The sequence below is a fragment of the Mycobacterium aquaticum genome (assembly GCF_002086485.1).
GTDB lineage: Bacteria > Actinomycetota > Actinomycetes > Mycobacteriales > Mycobacteriaceae > Mycobacterium > Mycobacterium aquaticum.
Genome location: NZ_MVHF01000004.1, coordinates 110,292 through 131,202, shown reverse-complemented (window position 1 = coordinate 131,202; position 20,911 = coordinate 110,292). Strand labels below are relative to the sequence as shown.

At 66.8% G+C, this 20,911-nt stretch carries 16 protein-coding genes; 3 read left to right on the top strand and 13 right to left on the bottom strand.

The features are described 5' to 3' along the window. Position 1 precedes the first annotated feature (1 nt). Positions 2 to 1,657 (bottom strand): DUF7937 domain-containing protein, encoded by a 1,656-nt coding sequence (locus BST13_RS06060; protein WP_083161677.1) that lies wholly within the window; start codon positions 1,655 to 1,657, stop codon positions 2 to 4. A 209-nt stretch (positions 1,658 to 1,866) separates the two neighbouring features. Here BST13_RS06060 and BST13_RS06055 point away from each other — a divergent pair, with 209 nt between their 5' ends. Then, positions 1,867 to 3,711 (top strand): DUF7159 family protein, encoded by a 1,845-nt coding sequence (locus tag BST13_RS06055; RefSeq protein WP_083161675.1) that lies wholly within the window; start codon positions 1,867 to 1,869, stop codon positions 3,709 to 3,711. 3 nt (positions 3,712 to 3,714) lie between these two features. Here BST13_RS06055 and BST13_RS38185 read toward each other — a convergent pair whose 3' ends face one another. Beyond that, positions 3,715 to 3,984, bottom strand: coding sequence for a hypothetical protein (locus BST13_RS38185; RefSeq protein WP_142282742.1), 270 nt, complete (start codon positions 3,982 to 3,984; stop codon positions 3,715 to 3,717). A 326-nt stretch (positions 3,985 to 4,310) separates the two neighbouring features. Between BST13_RS38185 and BST13_RS06045 the strand changes: the two genes are divergently transcribed. Both BST13_RS06045 and BST13_RS06040 read left to right on the top strand, forming a co-directional pair. Further along, entirely contained in the window at positions 4,311 to 5,882 is a 1,572-nt protein-coding gene (locus BST13_RS06045) for an APC family permease (protein ID WP_083161964.1), read from the top strand. Between the two features lie 178 nt (positions 5,883 to 6,060). Then, a complete protein-coding gene (locus tag BST13_RS06040; RefSeq protein WP_083161673.1) occupies positions 6,061 to 7,290 on the top strand; it encodes an MFS transporter in 1,230 nt (409 codons plus the stop codon). Here the strand turns inward: BST13_RS06040 and BST13_RS06035 are convergent. The 11 genes from BST13_RS06035 to BST13_RS05985 form a co-directional block, all read right to left on the bottom strand. Further along, entirely contained in the window at positions 7,282 to 8,313 is a 1,032-nt protein-coding gene (locus BST13_RS06035; RefSeq protein WP_083161671.1) for a zinc-dependent alcohol dehydrogenase, read from the bottom strand. The genes BST13_RS06040 and BST13_RS06035 overlap by 9 nt on opposite strands. 209 nt (positions 8,314 to 8,522) lie before the next feature. Then, positions 8,523 to 9,578 (bottom strand): glycoside hydrolase family 3 N-terminal domain-containing protein, encoded by a 1,056-nt coding sequence (locus tag BST13_RS06030; RefSeq protein ID WP_158087114.1) that lies wholly within the window; start codon positions 9,576 to 9,578, stop codon positions 8,523 to 8,525. 115 nt (positions 9,579 to 9,693) lie between these two features. Continuing rightward, positions 9,694 to 11,301 (bottom strand): PucR family transcriptional regulator, encoded by a 1,608-nt coding sequence (locus tag BST13_RS06025; RefSeq protein ID WP_083161667.1) that lies wholly within the window; start codon positions 11,299 to 11,301, stop codon positions 9,694 to 9,696. Position 11,302: 1 nt separating this feature from the next. Next, positions 11,303 to 12,790, bottom strand: coding sequence for an APC family permease (locus tag BST13_RS06020; RefSeq protein ID WP_158087113.1), 1,488 nt, complete (start codon positions 12,788 to 12,790; stop codon positions 11,303 to 11,305). Between the two features lie 40 nt (positions 12,791 to 12,830). Continuing rightward, a complete protein-coding gene (locus BST13_RS06015) occupies positions 12,831 to 13,865 on the bottom strand; it encodes a glycoside hydrolase family 3 N-terminal domain-containing protein (RefSeq protein ID WP_142282740.1) in 1,035 nt (344 codons plus the stop codon). A gap of 11 nt (positions 13,866 to 13,876) precedes the next feature. After that, the gene (locus BST13_RS06010) at positions 13,877 to 14,719 is read right to left on the bottom strand and encodes a mycofactocin-coupled SDR family oxidoreductase (RefSeq protein WP_083161662.1); all 843 of its coding nucleotides are present in this window, start codon (positions 14,717 to 14,719) and stop codon (positions 13,877 to 13,879) included. A 24-nt stretch (positions 14,720 to 14,743) separates the two neighbouring features. Further along, positions 14,744 to 16,528 (bottom strand): thiamine pyrophosphate-binding protein, encoded by a 1,785-nt coding sequence (locus tag BST13_RS06005; RefSeq protein ID WP_083161660.1) that lies wholly within the window; start codon positions 16,526 to 16,528, stop codon positions 14,744 to 14,746. Between the two features lie 32 nt (positions 16,529 to 16,560). Beyond that, entirely contained in the window at positions 16,561 to 17,232 is a 672-nt protein-coding gene (locus BST13_RS06000) for a ThuA domain-containing protein (RefSeq protein ID WP_083161658.1), read from the bottom strand. Between the two features lie 137 nt (positions 17,233 to 17,369). Continuing rightward, positions 17,370 to 18,422: a LacI family DNA-binding transcriptional regulator gene (locus BST13_RS05995; protein ID WP_083161656.1), complete on the bottom strand. Its 1,053-nt coding sequence runs from the start codon at positions 18,420 to 18,422 to the stop codon at positions 17,370 to 17,372. A gap of 186 nt (positions 18,423 to 18,608) precedes the next feature. After that, positions 18,609 to 19,763: an iron-containing alcohol dehydrogenase gene (locus BST13_RS05990; protein ID WP_083161654.1), complete on the bottom strand. Its 1,155-nt coding sequence runs from the start codon at positions 19,761 to 19,763 to the stop codon at positions 18,609 to 18,611. A gap of 69 nt (positions 19,764 to 19,832) precedes the next feature. Further along, positions 19,833 to 20,876 (bottom strand): Gfo/Idh/MocA family protein, encoded by a 1,044-nt coding sequence (locus BST13_RS05985; RefSeq protein ID WP_158087112.1) that lies wholly within the window; start codon positions 20,874 to 20,876, stop codon positions 19,833 to 19,835. Positions 20,877 to 20,911 lie beyond the last annotated feature (35 nt).

The following is a 20,911-nucleotide window of genomic DNA, read 5'->3' as shown; positions in this document are numbered from 1 at the left end:
GCTAGCGCTCAGACGGCGGCGGCCATCCCGAACTGGGCCGACGCTGGATGCGCAGCGTCGTGGTCGGTACCTGCAGCTCGGTGGTCGGCGCAGCAGGCAGCACCGTCGTCGAATCGTCCTTCAAACGTGCGATCCTCGGCATGGCTGCGGCACGGGGCTGACGCGCGATCGTCGGAGGCGCAGAGGCGTCTGCGGCGGGAGCGGGCGGCGTCGCGGGTTTCGCGGGCTTGGTGGCCCGCGCGTCGCGACGGACCAGGTAGCCCGCCAGCGGGCCCGTGAACAGCATCACTACCAGCACGGTGAGGCTCAGCACGCACACCGCGACATCGAAGGTGCTGGTGATCTGCTGGGCCAGGTTGTTGCCGTAGATCGCCGCGGGCGCCGCTTGGGCGTACCGGGGTGCCAGGGCTACGCCGATCGCGACGTCAGCGACGGTGAAGACGAACAACACTGCGCTGAAGGCGGCGGTCACCGTCGCCGAAACCACGCCCTTGTCCAATTGCCGGTGCAGCCACCGCGCGATGAACCCGGTGACCAGGCTGAACACCGTCATCGCCACGCTGTCGTACAGTGCCCGCGGCAGGTCCAGTGACAGCGCGATCACATAGTCGACGACCCGCAGCGCCGCGGCCGCGAACGACCAGAACGCGATGAGCGTCAAGCACTTCTGCGCGGCCCCGCGGTAGGCGCCGATGGTGGGCGGCTTGATCAGCAGGACGGCGTAAAGCGTCGTCGGTGCGACGATCGCGGCGGCGGCAGCCCAGGCCAGGTAGCCCTCGTACCCCACCGCGGCGGTCGAGGTGTTCTCCGCGATGCCGTGAAACGCGTCGATGTCACGGCCGACCCCGAGCAACCACACCAGTGTTGCCGCAACGGCACCCGAGACACCGATGGCGGTGGTGGCCAATCGGGCCGCGGCGGTCCGCTCGGTCAGCCAGCGCGAGGCGATGACCAACGCGATCATCGCTTCCGCGCCGTAGAGCAGTGTCGTGACGATGACGGCGACGTCATGGCCGCCGAAGGCCACATCGGTCACGAACAGGTACCGCAGCCGCCAGTACAGGTTGAAAGCGACCGACAGCGTGGCCAGCCCGATCGAGACGAAACCGATGGCCCTCGCCACCGCATACCAGCGACGAAACTTGTTGTGTTCGATGGTGATCGACGTGATGGGCGGCTGCGCTGCCAGCAGCGCGCCCGCGACGCCCAGCAGCATGCCGGGGCCGACACCCGGCGGCACGGCACCGGTGCCGCCGCTGTGGACCGTCTGCACCAGATGGAAGACCACGAAACCGATGACCACGACGAGATAGGCGACGCTCAGCAGCAGCCGGATGCCGCCGGTGCGCCGGACATCCGGTTGCGCCGAATTGAGCCGGAACGGTCCGACGTGCGGGGCCAGCGCGGCCGCGACCGCCAGCACCGTCACGACGGCCAGCACGACGAACGTCGTCGCGTCGCTGTCCGGCACGCCGACGCCGAATTCGAGGTTCCACGGGAGCAACAGCGCCAGCACGAGGAGCGCGACCGCGACCCCGTCGCGCACCCTGTTGGCCCGGTTCGGGACGTAGCCGACACGTGGGGACCGCGCCACGGCGGGTGCAGCCGTGGTCGCCAACTGAACTGTGGCGGACGCGTCGTAACGCTGGTCGCTCACGTACCGATTCCCTTCTATGAGTGACGTCGCAAGACGATTCAACCAGCGTGCTCATTTTTGCTCTGGCGCACAAGCAGTGGCGACCGTGATCGTTTTCATCCGGCCGGGCCCACCGAGGCTGTGCGGTAGCTTTGAGGAGTCGAAAAGCGCAGCACGGGGCAAGAAGCGTCGTACGCCCAACATATGCGTGAGATGAGGAGTGGTAACCGGTGGACGTAGTCCTCGGGGTGGCAGTCGCCGGACGGGTTGCCCGCCTGGCGATGGTCGGTTCGCCCGCCAGTGGCAGCCAATTGTTGGACCAGTACGCGCTGGACCTGTCCGACGATGCGATGACGGAACTTGCCGACACCATCATCGGCACCTACCGCGAGGTGACCGAATCGGGCAACCGGGTGGCCGCGACGCGGTTGTGCCTGCCCGACCCGTCGGCCGCTGACACCCTGCGTCAGCGGGTCGCCGGTGCCGGTGTGCAGAACGTCGAGGTGGTCGCCGAGGCCGAGGCCGCAGCGGCGCTGGCCCGCAGCGCAGGCGCGGATGCCGCGCTGCTACTGGCCGACGACGACACTGTGTCGCTGACCGTGGTCGGTGAAGACGAACAGTCGACGTCCACGCTGGCATCCGTACCGATCGGAGCCGCCGGTGCGGCCGTGGCGTGCGCGTCGGTGCTGCAACACATGCCCGCCGCCGCGGCGCCGATGCGGGTGATGCTCGTCGGGCAACGCCTGGATCTGGATTCCGTTGCCGCAGAACTACGTTCGACTGCGCCCGTCGAGGTGGCGCCGGATGCCGGTTACGCCATTGCCCGCGGCGCGGCCCAGACCGCCGACGGCTCTGGCTTCGCGCCGGCCGGGGCGTCGACACAGATGGCACCCGCGCTCGACGCGACCCAGATGGCGCCTGCCGCTGCCGATGCCACGCAGATGGCGCCCCTCGGCGAAGCCACGCAGATGGCGCCCGCCGCGGGCGACGCCACGCAGATGGCACCGGCCAGCGCGCAGACCGAGGGTGCCGTCGGCCCGGACCTGGCCTACTCGCAGGAAGCCGGCGAGGAGCCGTGGGCCGATGAGATGCCCATGGAACCGCTGGGCGAGTTCGTCCCCGAGCAGGAGGACGAGGCCGAGTACACGACGGTCATCGCGCCGCCGGCACCGCGGATGCTGCTCATGGGCAGCGCAGCGATGTTTCTCGTGATCAGCTTCGCCACCTTGGCCGTCACCGTCGCGATCAATGTCCGACCGACCGCCGACGTCGCCGCCCAGCCGGCGCCTCCTACGCAGGCCAACACGGTGCCGGGCCGCTACCTGCCGCCGGTCCCTCACCAGGCAGACCCGGTGGCGTTGCCGGTGTCCGTCCTGACCCCGCCGCCTGCCGCTCCCGTCGTGCCCAACGTGCGGAGCAATGATCAACCGGTTCAGGTGCCGTCCAATCCGGTGCCCGTCGCGCCGCAGCCCGCGCCGGCTCCCCCGCCCGTCGAGGTTCCGCCTGCCCCGGTCCCGGTGCCGATACCCGCACCGATCCCGGTTCCCATTCCGGTCCCGCCGCTCGTGCCGCCGTGGACACCGCCGTGGACGTTCCCCACCACGCCGACGACTCCGCCCACGAGCACCACCACGACGACGGCGCCGACCACCACGACCACGCCACCCACCACGACCACCACCCCGCCGACTACGACAACGACGGTGCCGACGACGACCACAACAGTCCCGTCGACGTCGACACCGACGGAGCCGTCGACGCCGACGCATACGGTGACGACGACTTCAGTAGCGCCGGTGACACCCAAGGAAGAGTCGACCTACACCGCGCCGGCATCGCCTGCCTACACACCGCCGCCGACCCATGAGGCTCCACAGACCACGGTCTATCAGCAGGAGCCGGCGTATGGCGGCGGGTCGTCGGGGTCGTCCGGCAGTGGCTCGTCGGGGTCGTCCGGCAGTGGCTCGTCAGGGTCGTCCGGTGGATCCTCCGGCGGGTCGTCCGGTGGCGGAAGTTCAAGCAGCGGTGGGCATTCCGGCGAATCGCCGGTGACCACGGTGCCCGTCAGCCCATAGCGTCTAGTAATCGTGATTGGGGCACGCGACGTCGACGTACACCGTGACGAACGTCCCCGGCCCGGGCTTCTGATTGCTGGGGTTGTTGACGCCGGTGACCCAGCACTCCGACAGGGGCTTGGTGTCGAATCCGTTGGTCCAGTTGATCTGCACGGTGTAGCCCTGCGCCTCCAGATCGCTGATGACGTCATCGGCGCCTGCTGACGCGATCGGCGCCGTCACGAGTGCCGCACCGACCAACAGCAATGGGGCACACAGCAACCAGGTTCGCATCATGACCTCCATGATTCGTGGGCCGGCTGGGAATGCCCAGTGCACATGCACGCACTCTCGTGATCAGCCGCAGAATCGAAGAGATAAGACACCGTGTCATCACGTTGTGCAGTCAACTGCACCGCTTGGGCGCGAAATGCCCAAAACGTGTACGTTCGGCCGATATTTAACACCCACGACGTGTCTTTCCACAGGGTTGTGTCCGCAGAGAGACTGAGGTCACACCAGGTTGACCGCGAGCCCAACGGCTTCCACCGAATGTCGGACGCCTGCCCGGTATCGACGGCCGACGACGTGCACCACGACCACCCGAACGAGAGATGGCCATGTCCACTATCGACGAATCCGCACCCAGTGCAGAACACCGACGACACGACGCCCCCAGCGCCGCGAGTGCCGCCCACAACAGCGACGAAGCGCACCTCATCGCGGTTGGGTACAAGCCACAACTCGAACGCAGCCTGAGTTGGTTCTCGAACTTCGCGCTCGGATTCCTCTATCTCTCCCCCATGGTGGGCGTCGTCTCCATCTTCGCGATGGGCATCGCCGCAGCCGGCGGTGCCGCAATCTGGTGGATTCCGATCGTCGGCGTCGGCATGCTGCTCATTGCCCTGGTGTTCGGCGAGATCGTGTCGCAGTATCCCATCGCCGGCGGCATCTACCAGTGGGCCCGCCGACTCTGGAGCGGCAAGTACGCATGGCAAATGTCGTGGGTCTATGTCGGCAGTATCACCATGGGGATCACGACCACGGCCCTGTTCAGCTCCAACTTCATCGCCAGCCTGTTCCTCGGCACACCCGAACAGCCGTCGGTCACCGCCTCGCCGCTACAGCGGCTCGTCATCACGCTGGGCGTGCTGGTGTTGTGTCTGATCCTGAACCTGCGCGGGACGAAGGCGCTCGGTTTCATCACGAAGATCGGCCTCGTTGCCGAACTGACCGGTGTGGTCGGCGTCGGCACCTACTTGCTCATCTTCGAACGCAAGAACTCGTTCGACATCTTTTTCTCCACACTCGGCAAGGCTTCCGAACACGGCCTGCTCTACGCCATGCTGGGCGCCTCACTGGTGGGCCTGTACCTCTTCGGCGCCATCGAGTCCTGCGGCGAACTTGCCGAGGAGACGCCCAACCCCGCTCGTGCCATCCCCCGCGCGATGATTCTGACCGTCACCGTCGGCGGCGGCGCCGCGATGGTCGCGTTCGCGGGATTCGCATTGGCCACACCCAATCTGGACGATGTGCTCTCCGGCCAGGAGACCAACCCGATTCCGACCATGCTGCAGGCGACCCTCGGCACCGTTGGATCGAAGATCTTCCTACTGATTGCCGTGATCTCGTTCATCGCTGGCGTCATGGGACAACAGACCGCCGTGAGCCGCTTCGTGTTCTCGATGGCCCGTGACGGCATGTTCCCAGGCAGCCACATCATCTCGAAGACCGCGGGCAGGCACCACACGCCGGTCAGCGCGTTGCTGATCACCAACGTGCTGCCCGCTCTCGTCGTGGTCTTCGTGTACTTCTCGCCCGATTCGCTATTCCGGCTGGCCGGCTTTCAGACGCTCGCCATCTACGTCGCCTTCATGATGGTCGTCTTCGCGGCTCTTCGAGCCCGGATGAAGGGCTGGCGACCCGCAGGATCCTGGAATCTCGGCAGGTTCGGTCTGCCGGTCAACGTCCTGGCCCTCGCCTATGGGATCTTCGCGATGGTGATCCTCGCCCGGCCTGACAATACGCAGCCAGACTTCTTCGATCGGTGGATCGCGTTGATCGGATTGCTCATCGTCGTCGTCACGGGGCTGGCCTACCTCCTCATCGCCAAGCCCGAACGCAAGTCAGACGCTCCCCAGGGGGACGCGATCGCGATCGCCGACATGTTGCGAGAACGACGCGGTCGGTAATCGCCTGCTGCACAACCGCACTCGGGCAGAACGCCGCGATTCTTCGCGACGTTCTGCCCGAGCCGTTCGCAAGGACATAACCTCGCGCCGCAATTGCGGCGCGCGTCTGCTTGACGGTGTTGGCTCACACACCGTTCAGAAAGGCCGTGAACGACTCGGCCGAGAATGAGGGAGCACCATGACCGGCCGACTGGAACCGCGAACCGCGCTAGCCCGTATCCGGATCGCGGTATCGGTGCTATTCGTCACCTACGGCCTCGCGGTGTCCAGCTGGGCCGTGCACATCCCCGCCATCCAAGACCGAACCGGGGTCTCCGCGGCGATGCTGGGCACGATGCTCCTACTGCTTGGTGCCGGCGCGCTGGCCGGCATGCAAGTCGCCGGACCGTTGATCGGCCGGATCGGCGCACCACGGCTCGGGGTCGTAGGCGGACTCACTGCGTCAGCTGCCCTGTCCGTGCCTTTGACCGCCACCAACCCCCTCGTTCTCGGCACCGGTCTGTTCATCTTCGGCGTGACCGGCGGCCTGCTCGACATCGCCATGAACGCGCACGCTGTGTACGTCGAACGCGTGTACGGCCGCGCAGTCATGTCCTCATTCCACGGTGCGTTCTCCATCGGCAACGTCGCAGGCGCAGCCTCCGGGACCGCCCTGATCGCTCTTGGAGCGGACCCGATCACGTCGGCCCTGGTCGCGACCCTGGCGTGTGCGGCGCTGATTTTGGCGGCTTCGCCCTGGCTGCTACGCGGCGCACATGCCGTACCAGGCCGTAGCGAGTCGCGTCAGCCCGCCCACGATGCCGTTCCCACCCGCGCATTGGGCAAGCTGCGGCGGGTTCTGACTCTGGGGACTCTGGCGTTCCTCTACTTCGTGTGCGAGGGTGCCGCCACCGATTGGAGCGGACTACACGCCCGGCAGCACCTCGGCGCCGACGGCACGGCATCGGCCGCCACCTTCGCCGTATTCGTCATCTGTATGACGATCGGCCGGTTCACCGCCGACCGGCTCACCGACGCCCTCGGTGCCCTCCGGCTGTTACGGGCGGGCACTATCCTGGCGATCGCCGGGATAACCGTGGTGCTCGTCTCTCCCTATCTGTCCCTCACGTACGTCGGGTGGGCGGTGTACGGGCTCGGCCTGGCAGGCTGCGTCCCGCTCGTCTTCTCCGCCACGGGAAGCCTGCCCGGGTCCACACCGACGGATCTGTCCCGCGTGGTCGGTATGGCCTACGTCGCCATGCTGGCGGGGCCGTCAGTGATCGGATGGGCTACTCGCATCGTCCCGCTCAGTGCCGCCATGGGGATCCCCCTCATCGCCTTGGGCGTCTGCCTGACGATGTCGCGAGCGATCCGGCAACCGTCGAGCGCACCGCCAACCGATGTTCGGCAGCGCAGCGGTTCAGTGTGACCGACCGGCGCCGGCGAGGACGAGAATCTTGCCAGCCGCCTTCTGGCCGCACAGTGCCGCCTTGGCCTCCGCCCAATCGTCGAGCGCGTAGACGTCGGTGACGATCTTGGCGAACAGGTCCTGATGGCGTGCGAGCAGGTTCAGAGCCAACGGGAACGTCCCCTTGGCGATGTAGACACCGTGGATCGAGATCTCCTTGTCGACGATCGTCGACGGCGCGATCGTGACTTCGCCGGCGTGATCGACACCGAAAACAAGGATCTCACCGCCCTTCGCGACAACCTCCAGTGCCGTCGGCAGCAACGTGCCGACGGCGTCGACGACGGTGGTGGCGCCGCGCTCCCCCACTGCGGCAACCATCTGAAGTGGAGCGTCGCCGTCGCGGGGATCGATCACGTGATCAGCACCGAGTTCATGAGCCAGGCCGGCACGCGCGGGGTTCGGTTCCGTCACGACGAGCGGGTGCACGCCTGCCAACTTGGCCATCACGGTGAACAGAAGCCCGATCGGCCCGCCCCCCAGAACGACGGCAGGCTCGCCGGGCGACCAGCGGGCCCGCGTCGTACCGTTGAGCACGCAGGCAAGTGGTTCCGCGAGAACGGCAACGTGCGGATCCAGACCATTGGGCACTGGATGCACGAATTCATCAGGCACCCAAAGCCTTTCGGTCAGTCCGCCATCGCTGATCGCACCGATGTGGTCGAAACGGTCACAGAGGTTGATAAGGCCTCGCCGGCAGGACTGGCAGGTGCGGCAGGGGTAATTGGGGACCACCACGACGACATCGCCTGCGGTGAACCGGCCGCTGTCGCTGGGTTCGACGATGCGTCCGACGATTTCGTGGCCGAGCACGGTGTCGGGCCTGCACGGCATCCGAGGCGGATCGGTCATGGTGCGCGCATCCGAACCGCACAGTCCGCAGGCGATGACAGCGATCAGGGACTCGCTCGGCCCGCCCGGCCGAGGTTCAGGCCGCTGGGTGAGATCGACTTGCGACGGGGAAGTGAAGACGACGGCTTTCACGCTGGCTTCTTTCGTAGGGACACGCGCCGTGGAGGCGCCGGTGCGGGATGGGCACCGCCACCCGCCCGGCTCTATTCCGAATTACGCTATCTGCGTTGGATATTCGCCGGAAGTACCACCGCGTGAACCCTTTTGGCGTGCGTATTTCCCACGTTGTATAGCAGCGTGCCGATGCGAAATCCGCCTGCGCGCTCCAGGACGCCGCGTCGTTACCCGGGAAGCGCGGCGCCGTGGGCGAACAGAGTGGTGGTTCTGCGGACCGCGTCGGCGGCGCGCGCCAGCTGCGACCGGGGCAGCCGACCGGAGCGGACCCCTTCCGCGATCCCGTCGGCAACGTCGGCGACCGCGCTCCCGCCGGGGACCAGCATCAGCTGCACTCCGGCAGCAACGGCCGCCACCGCGACGCCGGCGATACCGCGACCGAGCATGGTGCTTTCGGCACTGAGGTCGTCGCTGACGACCAGTCCGGAGAAGCCGAGCTCGTCGCGCAGCAAGTCGACGACGACCCGGGAGGTAGCGGCCGGAGACTCGGGGTCGATGGCGGTCACCGTAACTGGCCCGAGCATCACCGCCGCGGCACCACCGTCGACCAGAGTGCGGAAGGGCCGCAGGTGGTGCAGCACCTCGTCCTGGTCGATCGTCAACGCGACCCGCTCGTGGACCGGGTCACCGATGAGTCGCGGGTGGCCCGGGAAGTGCTTGACGGTGGCGATTACCCCGGCCCGTTGGGCGGCAGCCACGTAACGCAGGCCAACGGATGCCGTGCGGGCGTGGTCGTCGACCATCACACGGCCGTCCAGCCAGGTGTTGGCACCACTGAGCGTGTCCACGACTGGTCCCAGGAACATCGTCACGCCGAGTCGGGTCGCCGCGGCCGCATGGGCGGTGAACGCCGCGTCGAGCTCGTCGTCGCTCATCGTCGAGGCCGCAGCGGCGGTGGGCAGTGGCGGGCAGAGGTGTTCTAGCCGTTGCACGCCACCACTTTCGGCGTCGACGGCGACGACGACCTCTGCGCCGGCCGACTCGCGCACGGCGGCGGTGAAGGCCTCGACGTCGGCGGATGTCTCGGATCGACGCCTGCCGGGACCGATCCGACGCGCTGCATACTCCTCGGCGCTGCAGGCCAGGAATACACCGCGCCCGCCGCGGGCCAGGAAGGATTCCAGCCAGCCGTCGACCCGTGGAGTGTGGACCGTCGGCAGGAGAACGGCGTGAGCGTCGGCCTCGACGGGCCGTTCGGCCGTGAGGTCGTTGATGATGCTCATTCTGCCCTTCCTCCGATTTGGTTGTGCGACAGGTGCGTTGGCCGATGGCACCGTTTGTAGTGCCGAACTGCACACTGCGGGACCGTCATTGGGCTCCATACGCTCGGCGCCGGCGCTAGCCCTGCATCAGATCCAGCGCCTTGAGGGCGAGGGTCAGCCGCTGACGGGTATCCGCATCGTCGAGGGATCTGCCGAGGATGCCCGACATGCGTTCGAGCCGGTTGTAGAGCGTGCGACGCTGGATGTAGAGGGCGTCGGCGGCGTCGGTCTTGCGGCCGTCGTGCTCGAGGAACGCCCGTAGGGTGGGCAGCAGCGGGGTGTGTGACGCGGCGTCGGCGTTCAGCAGGGGCCCGAGTTCGTCCTCCACAAAGGCGGCCAGCTCGGGGCCGTCGGCCAATCCCACCAGGATGCGCTCCACGCCGAGTTCGTCGAAGTTGAGCCAACGACGCGTCGTGCGGGCGACTGCCGCGGCACTCTTGGCTTGGCGCACCGCGAGACCGATCCTGTCCGCAGGTAGGTTGCGGCTGCAGCCGCCGCCGAGAAACCGGTCGTCGGCGCGGGCGGCGGTCTCGAAGCGGGTGCGCCCGGCACGCGGGGCGACCGTGATGACGTAATCACCCATGTCGGCACTGATCGCGTTGGGCCCCACCGGGATTCGCGTCCGTTTCGGGTCGGACGCGATCGCATCGCCTGCCTTGTTGCCGATCGCGACGAACAGGTCGGCGGCGCCGAGCTGGTAGCCCAGGTGTGCGGCTTGTTCGACGAACTCCGGACCGGTCAGCTCGCCCAGCATGAGGTGCGTCAGCAGCGCTGTGCTGCGCTGGTCGTCGATGGCCTCGCGGCTACGGTCGGTCAGCAGCGCGATGGCGATCGCGGTCGCGGCCCGTTCGGTGACGACGTCGACGGAGAAGTTCACGTCGGCGGATCGTCCGTTGAGCACGTGCAGGTTGCCCCAGATCTGCCCGCGTGCCAGCACCGGACGGCGCACGCATTCGGTGTGCGAACCGTGCAGGACACGCGCGTGCCGCTCCCAGGAGGACGCGTCGAATACTCCACCGGCCGCTTCACACACAGCGACGCGGTGGTTGACGTCCTCGAGCACGACCGTGCCGCCGACGAGACCTGCGAGCGTTGCGACGACGCCGACGTGGTCGCCGCCGTCGAGCAGTTGTGTCGAGAACAATGTCTCGATCTCGCGTTCGCGCTTGATGGTCTGCAGCTGTTGTTCGGTCAGGACGTCGTGCACCTCGGCTGACACAGCGGCGAAGGGCACCTCGTGGGTAAGCGCGATGACCGGTAGTCCGCAGCGGACGCCCTCGTCGACGACGGTGCGGGGAACACGGTGGAAGGCCCGGCCGGACTCCTCGATGACCAACGCTGCCGCCCCGGCGGCGGCGATGCCGCGAACGAAGGCACGTTGCTGTCCGTCCGTCGATCCGATCCCCAGCCCGGCGGTCAGCAGCATCTCGCCACCCCGCAGGAACCGTGCGATGTCGGAGATCTCGGACGAGTGCACCCACCGGACCGGACGGTCGAGCCCGTCGTCCCCGGTTAGCACGCGGGCCTCGCCGGCCCGCAGCGTCTCCAGTAGGAGGGCGTCGGCGACGGTGAATGTCGACCTCAGCCGGCTCCCGTTGCCGAGCCCGGCCGATTCCGATGCGGTCCCGGCCGCCGGGGACGGCACCAGTTCCAGCGTCGGTGCCAGTCGTCTGAGCGCGCTCATATCAGTCTCCGTCGGTGCGGCCGTCGAGAACGGGCGAGGAATCCTGCCCGGTGCCCCCGATCCGGTTGTAGACGGCGGGTCGCGAGGTGCGCCAGCGCCGCCCCAGCAGGATGCCGATGACGAGGATGGCGGCTACGACGCCCTGGAACAACCACGCGAGCGCGGTCGATCCGCCGATGGACATCGCGAAGTATGAGGAGCTCAACACCGCCAGATAGCCCAGTCCGAGGACGCCCAGGACGGGTGCCACCAGGACGTTCCAGCGACGTTCGCGGTGCTGGATGAGGCGGAAGTAGCGGATCACCGCCAGGCTGGTGAGCAGCATGAGGACAATGAGGATGAACGTGCCGACGGCGAACATCGAGGAGTACAGGGTGACCGGTCCCAGTCCCGCGACGATGAACGGGACCGTGATCACGAACGCGCCCACCGTGGCCAATGCCGATGCGGCGGAAGGGGATCCGTGCGCCGGGTGCGGCTTGCCCAGGAACGCCGGCAGGATGCCGTCGCGCCCAAGGGAGAACGAGTAGCGGGCCAGCGCGTTGTGGCATGCGAGTGCGGCGGCGAACACACTGGTCACCACGAGGCAGGTCATCACATCGGTGAACGTGTTGCCCAGGTAATGCCGGAATCCGCCCGTGAAAAGCACCGACGGGTCCTGTTGACCGACGGTCGACACGTTGTTCACGCCCCAGAACGTGACCAGGGCCCACGATGTGATCACGTAGAACGATCCGATCGAGATGATCGCGATGTAGGTGGCCCGCGGAATGGTCCGGGCGGGATTGTGCACCTCTTCGCGGTAAATGGCCGAGGACTCGAAGCCCATGAAGCACGCGATCGCGAAGAGCACGGCGACACCGACGTTGCCGGAGAAGACCTCACTGGGCAGGAACGACTGGAACTGATAGCACTGCGGACCACCGGTGGCCAGCACAGGGATGTTGAAGAACATGACCAGGACGACTTCGATCACCATCAGGAAAGCCAGTGCGCGCCCGGAGATCTCGACATTGAAGTGTCCCAGCACCGTCACCACGAGGCAGCAGAGCGCCGCCCACAGCCACCACGGGGTGCCACTCGCTCCGAACTGGGTGAAGAGGTGTTGAACCGACACGCCGAAGAAGGCGTAGTTGCCGATCAGGAGGATGAGGTAACCGAAGGCTGCCAGAAGGCCCGCTCCCAGACCGACCGGCCGGGTGAGACCGGCAGTGATGTACGTGTAAAAGGCGCCGGCCCGCGGCAGGTTGCGGGTCATGGTCGTGAATCCGACTGCGAACAATAGGAAAATTGCGCCGAGGATCATATAGATGACGGGTGCACCGACGCCGTTGCCGCCGGTGATTCCCAGGGGCAGCACACCGACGACATTGCCGATCGGCGCCGACATCGCGAGCACGGTGAGGGCCAGTCGCATCGTGCCCATCCGGCCACGGAGGTGGTGCAGCGACCGGGTTTCGACGATTTCCTCTTCGACGTTGTTGATCATTGAGTGCTCTTCCGGGGTGGTTGACGGGGACGGCGTCCGACTACGTGCGCGTCGGTTGAGCGGCCAAGGTGACGGACCGATCGGCGAGGGAGTCGACCGCCGCGGCGGCGGACTGCAGCACTTCGAGGGCGAGCTCACCAGCGCCCACAGCGTGGACCAGCGCGTCGACGCACTCCGAAACATGCTGTCGGGCACCGGGTATGAGCAGCATTTGCACTCCTGCGGCAACACTGGCCACCGCCACCTCGCCGAGGCTGCGGCCACGCATCGTCGACGCCGCGTCGAGGTCGTCGCTGACCACGATTCCCGAGAAGCCCTGGGCCCTGAGCAGGTCGATGAGGACCTTCGAGGTGGCGGCCGGCTCGACGGGGTCGATGCCGGTGACGACGGTGGGACCGACCATCACCGACCCGACGCCCTCGGCAATGAGCCGGCGGAACGGCTCGATGTTGCGGTCGACCTCATCCGCGGCGAGGTCGAGGACGACGTCGGCATAGATGGCGTTGGCCGGTAGATCGGGGTGGCCGGGGAAGTGCTTGGCCATGGCGGTCACACCGTGGGCCTGCACCGCCGTGGTGTACGCCGCCCCGATCCGGCCGGCCTCGGCCAGTTCGGTCGCCATGGTGCGGTCGGTCAGCCAGGCGTTCGAACCAGTGATCACATCGAGCACCGGGCCGACGAACATCGATACGCCGAGTTCCCTGGCGGCAGCTCCGTACGCGCCGAAGGCAGCGTGTAGTTGTTCGTCGGTGCGCGAGGGGAAGTCGGCGCGGCCGGGAATGCGCGGCAACAGGTGCTCGAGCCGCTGCACGCCTGCCGGCTCGGCATCGACGGCGAGTACGACCGGCCGTCCGGCGCGGGCATTGGCGCGGGCGCCGAAATCCCGTATGTGCTCGGCGGTTTCGCGGGCGCGCCGCTCGTCGCTGATGCGCCGGGCCGCGTACTCCTCGGCGCTGGACGCCATCAGCACGCTGCGTCCACCCCGGGTCAGGAAGTCGCCGAACCAGCCGTCGGTGTCGAAGGTGTGCGAGATCGGGAAGAGCACCGTGTGCGCGGCGCGTGAAACATCGTTCATGTCGGCTTCTTTCACGGGTTCTTGGCGAGCATGCCGACGTCGACGGGAATCTGGGCGCCGGTCATGTACTTGGCTTCGTCGGAACAGATGAACAGCACGGTGTTGGTGATGTCGATGGGGTGGATCCACGGCACGTCGGGCATGACGTGGATGGATGCGAACGCGTCGACGCAGTCCTCGAGCGTCGGATTCTCCAGGTCCGGGCGGAACATGTTCAGGACCCCGTCGTTGTCGACGCCCATCACCGTGCGGGTGTTGCTCGGGTGTACTGAGTTCACCCGGATGTGGTGCGGGCCAAGCTCGTTGGCGAACGCCTTGGCCAGGGCCACCACGCCGTGCTTGGATGCGGCGTAGTGGCCGATGTTGCCCATGGTCCGCAGGCCCGCGGTGGAACTGGTCAGCACGATGCATCCGCCGTTTCCGGCGTCGACCATGTGCTGCACGCCGGCGCGGACCGTCTTCCATACACCGGTGAGGTTGATGTCCATCATCTCCTGGAACTGGTCCTCGTCCATGGAGGAGAGCAGCCCGTAGGACACGATGCCCGCGTTCGCCAGGATGAAGTCCAGCCGGCCGAAGCGTTCCACACCATTGGTGACCACCTTGGACAGTCCAGCGAGGTCACGAACATCCACAGTCGCAGCCAGGATTTCGCCGCCGAGGCTCTCGACGAGACGCACTGTCTCGGCGAGATCCTCGGCGGTGGCGGTCGGATAGGGAGCCGACGGCACCTGCTGGTCGATGTCGATGGCGATGATGCGCGTTCCGCGCCGAGCGAATTCGATTGCGTGGCTGCGGCCCTGACCGCGCGCCGCACCGGTCACGAATGCGACCTTGCCGTCGAAGCTTCCCATGTTCGTTTTCTCTCGAATCTGTTGCTAGTAGTGCTGTTCGGACTTCTTGGTGACGGCGTACTGCTCAGCCCGCTCGTCGGTGACGTAGGTCGGGACCGGCCAATCCCACCAACCCGGCGTCCACGGGCCTGCGGCGTCGCGGTCGGTCGGGATCTCGATGAGCGTGGGCTCGTTTGCGTCGATGGCCTTGCGCAGTGCCGCTTCCAGTTCCGACGAGGAGCCGATCCGAATCGAGGACAGTCCGTAGGCCTCTCCGAGGGCGGCGAAGTCCGGCGAGTAGGGGTTGCCGTCGGGGCCCGTGAACTCGCAGCCGATAAACCGCGAGGTCTGCTTGCGCATGCCGCCGCGGATGGACATGTAGCCTGCGTTGTTCTGCACAAGGAAGATGACCGGCAGTTGCTGGATGACGCTCAGGGCGATCTCCTGAGAGTTCATCAGGAAGTCGCCGTCGCCGAGGATGCACACGACAGGCACCTCGGGCTTGGCCAATTTGGCGCCGATCGCCGCCGGCACGGCCCAGCCCATCGGCGAAAACCCGCCCGACGTCAGGTGCGTGCGGGGTTGGTACACCGGGAAGGTCTGGCGGACCGCGCCTTGGGTGTTGCCCGAGCCGGACACGATGATGCCGTCGCGCGGGACGACGTCCCGCAGGATCCCGACGGGACGCTGCGACGTGAACGGGAAGCGGTCGCTGTCGCGGCGGGTGGCAAGCGTGGCTTCCCATTCGGCCTTGAGCGACTCCAGTTCGGCGGTGTACTCGGCGCGTTCGGGCGCCTCGGTGAGCGCATCCAGGAGCGCGGCCGCGGTCACTCTGGCGTCGGCGACGATACCAACGTCGACCGGGTAGTTGCGGCCGATCTCCTGGGGATCGATGTCAACGTGCACGAGCTTGGTGTCCGGAATGGAGTACGTGACGCCCTTGGCGAAGCTCGACGAAGTCCAGTCGGTGAAGCGGCAGCCGACGGAGAGAATGACGTCAGCCTTCGACGACGTCGCATTTCCGGCACTGGTACCGGTGTGGCCGATGGCGCCCATCGACAGCGGGTGGTCTTCTGGAAAGGCTCCCTTGCCGTTCCAGGTAGTCACCACGGCGGCGTTCCACTTCTCGGCGAGCTTCGTCAGTTCCGGTGAGGCGTTCGACGCGATGGCGCCACCGCCGAGCACCATGACCGGGCGTTCGGCGGTCTTCATGACCTCGACGGCCTTGGCAATGGCGACCGGGTCCGGGTAGGTCACCCCGGTGGGGATGCGCGCCTCGAGGTCGTGCAGTTCGACGTCCGCACTGGCGGCCTGTACATCCATCGGCACTTCGAGGTGCACGGGGCCGGGCCGGCCGGTGAGCATGGTGTTGAACAGTCGGTGCAGCGCGAAGGGCAATTCCTCGACAGTATTGGCGACCCAGCTGCGTTTGGTGAGGGCTTCGGCGATGCGCGGGAAATCGTTGTCGCGGAAGCGGTCCAGCACTTGCAACAGGCCGTGGCCGCGCATGTGGGTCGGCGGACCCCCGGTGATCAGCAGCATGTTGACCGAGTCCTGCAGGGCGGTCGCCAGGCCGAGCACGGTGTTGGCGGCGCCGGCGCCGATCGAGGTCAGGGCCAGCATCGGCTTGCCGGAGACGCGGTAGTAGCCGTCGGCCAGGTGCAGGGCGCTCTGCTCGTGGAAGACCTGGATGAACGGGATCTTCGAGTCCTCGTCGAGGAAGGCGTCGGTCACCGACCATATGCCGTGGCCGGGAATGCCTGCGCAGTATTCGATTCCGTAGTTCTTCAGCGTCCTGGCGATGATCTGGCCACCGGTGAGTACGGGCATGGTGTTCCTCTAATCCTCTGTCTCTGAGTGGTTCAACGGATTTCGTTGCTTCGGGCGGCCCACGCGAAGCCCTGCTTCATCAGCCGGGTGACGGCGGGGTGCTCGAGGTCTTCGATGTAGTGGCCGATGGCGTTGTAGTAGACGCGCCCGAGACCCCAGCGGTTCGTCCAGATCTGGGGCATGCGTTGCCCGTCGATCCAAGCGATGTGCTCACCGTCGAAGACGGTGTCGGCCAGAACGTGCACGCGCGGGTCGACGTTCATGTAGTACTGCTCAGACGCGACATCGAAATTGGTTACGCCGCTGGTGATCTCGTGTTCCTTGTCGACGATCCGCAATTGGTAGGGGTGCTTGACACCCTCCCCCGCCGGATGGTCCAGGACGTCGGCGCCGATCAGCCAGTGGTACTTGACGCTGGTACGGAAAGCGGCTCCTGCGCCGTGCCAGGCGACGAAGCCGGTGCCCTGCTCGACAGCGCCGAGCAGGTGGGACTCCTGCGATGCGGTCAGACCCTCCGACAGCATCGCGTTGTTCCAGTTGCAGGCGATCAGGTCGTACGCGGTCAGGTCACGATCGAGGGTGAAGATGTCGTTGGACTCCTCTACGGCGAAACCCAGTTCAGCGAACAGGCCCTTGGCCCAGTCCGACACTCCGTAGGGATTGTGTCCCGGCCAGCCGCCGTAGAGGTACAGAACGCGTGTCATGAGTTGCCTTCTCGGTTGTGATGTTCTTCGGGCATCCGTCACAGATTTAGTTGATACGTATTACCTAATGGTGAGCATGAACATAGCAGTGCGCATGCAGTAGCGCTAGGGGAAGTGCGAAATCAATTCCGTGGAGATCAGCGCGCGGCGACGCAGGTGTTGCGCACGATCAACTCGGTCGACAGCGTGATGGAACGGCCGCTGCGGCCGGCGATCAGGTCGATCAGCAGTTGAGCGGCCTCACGGCCCTTGTCGATGAGCGGTTGGCGGACGGTGGTCAACCCGCGGCGCTCGGCCGCCGGGACGTCGTCGAACCCCACGACCGACATGTCCCCGGGCACGGAAAGACCGCGCTCCTCGAGTTCGTCCATCAGCGCCATGGCCAGCACGTCGGATGCGGCCAGCACCGCGGTGACCTCGGCGTTATCGAGCAGATAGCGAGCCGCGGTGCGCGAGGCCTGGTAGTCAAACCCCCCGGCCTCCATCACGTAGGCCGACGACCAAGGCAGGCCGTGGTTGCGGAACGCTTCGGCGTAGCCGCCGAGGCGTTCGCGCATGACATAGTCGCGCGCCGTGCGGATGCGCGCCGCGCTCACCCGGCCGCGCTTGCCGTCGGGGGCCAGCCGGTCGACGATCACCGCGACGCGGGTGTGCCCCAGTCCGAGCACATGTTCGGCGATTGCGAGCGCGCCGGCTGCGTCGTTGATCCCCACACTGGGCAGGTTGCCCGGGTTGGGCCCGTCGATCACGACGACGGGCAGCCCGCGGCCCACGGCGATCTCGAAGCTGGGGTGGCCTTCGGGGATGGCGTAGGCCAGGAATCCGTCGACTGAGCCGGTTACCAGAACACCCGACCCGGCGGCCAGGCGCTCGCCTCCGACCAGCGGCAACAGCGTCAGCGCCACCTCGGCCATTTCACCGACCTCGGAGATGCCCTTGAGCAGTTCGGAGGTTGCCGGGTCGTCGAACGCGTAGTGCAGCGACTCGGTCAGCAGCAGCCCCAGCGCGCCGACGCGCCCGGTGCGCAGCGATCGCCCGGCCGGATTCGGTCCCGCGTACCCCAGGTCGGCGGCCACCTTGAGGATGAGTTCGCGACGCCGCGTCGAGACCTTGTGGGGATGGTTGTAGACGTTGGACACCGCCGCCTGCGACACGCCCGCGGCCCGGGCCACGTCGTGCATGGTCACCATGTTCTGCTGGCCCCTTCGGCGGTCACTGCTTCGCTGGTCACTCTAGCGTGCCGTGATCACCGTCAGTGGCAACGGGCGCGGGGCATGCGTGGGCGTCATATGTAAATCGTATTACTAAATGGCTCACGCAGTCGTGCGATCTCGCCGAAAATGATCACACCCTCTGGCGACCGGGGCCCGGGTCTCTCACGCATACATTCGGGCGTAGATCGTCTCGATCTGAGCGGCGGTGGGTACGACGGGGTTGTTGCCCGGTGAGCCCGAAGCCAGCGCCTGTTGCGCCATCAGCGGGGTGAGTTCAGTCCACCGCTGCTGGTCGATACCGTAGCTCGCCGGGGTCGGCACTGCGAGGTAGTCGCACAGCTCGATGAGGGCCTCGACGAAACGTGCCGCGGCAGTGGCATCGTCGAGGTCGGTGAAGCCACTGGCCCGCGCGCAGTCAGCGTAGCGCTGCTCGGCGCCTGCGATCGAGAACGCCGTAACGGCCGGGAAGAGCATCGCGTTGGACAGTCCGTGTGCCACATGGAAATGCGCTCCGATCGGCCGACTCATGCCGTGCACCAGGGCGACACTCGAGTTGGAGAACGACATTCCAGCCTGCGTCGAGGCGATCATCATGGCCTCTCTGGCTCCCCGGTCGGAACCGTCCGTATACGCGCGGCGGATGTTATTGGAGATCAGCCTGATCGCTGCGAGGGACAACGCATCGCTGATCGGGTTGGCCTTTCGGCTGACGTAGGCTTCGACCGCGTGCGTCAGCGCGTCGACGCCGGTGTCGGCCGTCAGGCGCGGCGGCATCGACATCGTCAGCTCGTAGTCGACTATCGCCGCTACAGGCAGGAAGGACAGCCCGGGGCACAGCATCTTCTCGTCCGTATCACTGTCGCTGATTACGGTGAATTGCGTTGCCTCCGAACCGCTGCCCGCCGTGGTGGGAACGGCGATGACCGGAAGCGCGGCGCCGCGGTAGTCGGTGGGCGCCTTGTACCGGCGCATCGGTCCGCCGTTGGCGGCCAGCACGGCCAGGGCCTTGGCGGAATCCATGGGGCTGCCGCCACCGAACCCGATGACGCAGTCGGCTCGGTGGGCCCGGACGGCCTCGACACCGTCATCGAGCGAGGCGGTCGTCGGGTCCGGCACCGTGCCGTCGAACAGGCATGGGTGCAGGCCGGCCAGCCTGAGCAACCCGAGGATGCGGTCGGCGGCTCCGGTCGACGTCAGGTACGCGTCGGTGACCAGCAGTGGCCGCGAGAGTCCGAGATCTCCTATCAACTCGGCGATCTCGTCGAGGGCGCCGCCGCCGATCCGGGTGTTTCGGGGAAACGAGATGTGGGTGGACATGGTTGTACTCCGTTCGTGCCGTGGCGAATCCGGCGTCTTACGCGGCGGGGTTGTGATTGCTGTTGTCGATCAATTGGTTTCGAGAAGACGGATCGGCGAGAAGTCGACGGGAACGGTACGTTCCGACCGGGCCGAATCGAGAACGGCCAGTGCGACTGCGAGGGCGTCCGCCGCATCCCGGCCGTCGACGACAGGGCTGCCCTCGCCCGCGGCAGCGGATGCGAAATGGTGCAACGTGATGTCATAGGTATGCCGGCGATCGGTGACGTCGACCTCCCGCTCACCGCGCGCGTCCCGAAGCATGATCGTGCCTTCAGGTTCCGGCGTCATCACGCCGTCGGCCACGATGCTGCCGGCGTCCCCGTACACCTCGAGCCGAGTCGGCGCATTCGGCGTCGTGAACGCGTCGTGCAAGCGTACGAGGACACCGCCCTCGTATTCCAACGCCGACACGGCGGCGTCTTCCGCACGCCCCGGTCCCCAATCGTGTTGGCGTACCACGATCGCGCTCGCGCGTAGGGCCCGCGTCCCCAGAAGTGGGTTGACGACCGAAGCGTCGTGACAGGTCAGATCCATAACCACCCCGGCGCCGTCTTCATCTCCGAGTCGCCACCCGCGCAGCCGTTCCGGCAACAGAGACGTGTGCTGCACGTTGACCGCCAGCACGCGACCGATCGCACCGTCGCGCACGAGCTCCCGCACGGCGCGGTGCGTGCCGGCAGCCGGGAGGTGGTGGTTCACCCCCAACACGACGCCGTGGGCTGCACACGCAGCGGTCATCCGCCGTGCGCTCTGCAAATCGACCGCCACCGGCTTCTCGCACAGCACATGCTTACCCGCGGCTGCGGCCGCCGACGCCTGCTCAAGGTGCCGTGCGTTCGTGCTGGAGATGTAGACCGCGTCGATCCCCCGATCGTCGAGTAACTCTTCGATGCCGAACTCACCTGTGCCGTTGGGTATTTCGTTGCGAGCCGCGAACCGTGCCGCGTGATCGGCGTCTCCGCTGGCGAGGCCGGCCACGTTGTGACCGAGTCGGCGCATGGCGGGGATCATGCGCGTCTCGGCGATGTCGCTGGCGCCGATCAGGCCCCAGGTGATGCGCGGCGTGGTCATCATGAATCTCCTTCGGTGCGGCTGCTTCCCGTGAT

Excerpts from the sequence above, each read along its gene's own strand:
- BST13_RS06015 (WP_142282740.1), bottom strand. The coding sequence starts at position 13,865 with ATGAACGATGTTTCACGCGCCGCGCACACGGTGCTCTTCCCGATCTCG.
- BST13_RS06040 (WP_083161673.1), top strand. The coding sequence starts at position 6,061 with ATGACCGGCCGACTGGAACCGCGAACCGCGCTAGCCCGTATCCGGATC.
- BST13_RS06030 (WP_158087114.1), bottom strand. The coding sequence starts at position 9,578 with ATGAGCATCATCAACGACCTCACGGCCGAACGGCCCGTCGAGGCCGAC.
- BST13_RS05990 (WP_083161654.1), bottom strand. The coding sequence starts at position 19,763 with ATGTCCACCCACATCTCGTTTCCCCGAAACACCCGGATCGGCGGCGGC.
- BST13_RS38185 (WP_142282742.1), bottom strand. The coding sequence starts at position 3,984 with ATGCGAACCTGGTTGCTGTGTGCCCCATTGCTGTTGGTCGGTGCGGCA.
- BST13_RS06000 (WP_083161658.1), bottom strand. The coding sequence starts at position 17,232 with ATGACACGCGTTCTGTACCTCTACGGCGGCTGGCCGGGACACAATCCC.
- BST13_RS06025 (WP_083161667.1), bottom strand. The coding sequence starts at position 11,301 with ATGAGCGCGCTCAGACGACTGGCACCGACGCTGGAACTGGTGCCGTCC.
- BST13_RS05985 (WP_158087112.1), bottom strand. The coding sequence starts at position 20,876 with ATGACCACGCCGCGCATCACCTGGGGCCTGATCGGCGCCAGCGACATC.
- BST13_RS06045 (WP_083161964.1), top strand. The coding sequence starts at position 4,311 with ATGTCCACTATCGACGAATCCGCACCCAGTGCAGAACACCGACGACAC.
- BST13_RS06020 (WP_158087113.1), bottom strand. The coding sequence starts at position 12,790 with ATGATCAACAACGTCGAAGAGGAAATCGTCGAAACCCGGTCGCTGCAC.
- BST13_RS06010 (WP_083161662.1), bottom strand. The coding sequence starts at position 14,719 with ATGGGAAGCTTCGACGGCAAGGTCGCATTCGTGACCGGTGCGGCGCGC.
- BST13_RS05995 (WP_083161656.1), bottom strand. The coding sequence starts at position 18,422 with ATGGTGACCATGCACGACGTGGCCCGGGCCGCGGGCGTGTCGCAGGCG.
- BST13_RS06005 (WP_083161660.1), bottom strand. The coding sequence starts at position 16,528 with ATGCCCGTACTCACCGGTGGCCAGATCATCGCCAGGACGCTGAAGAAC.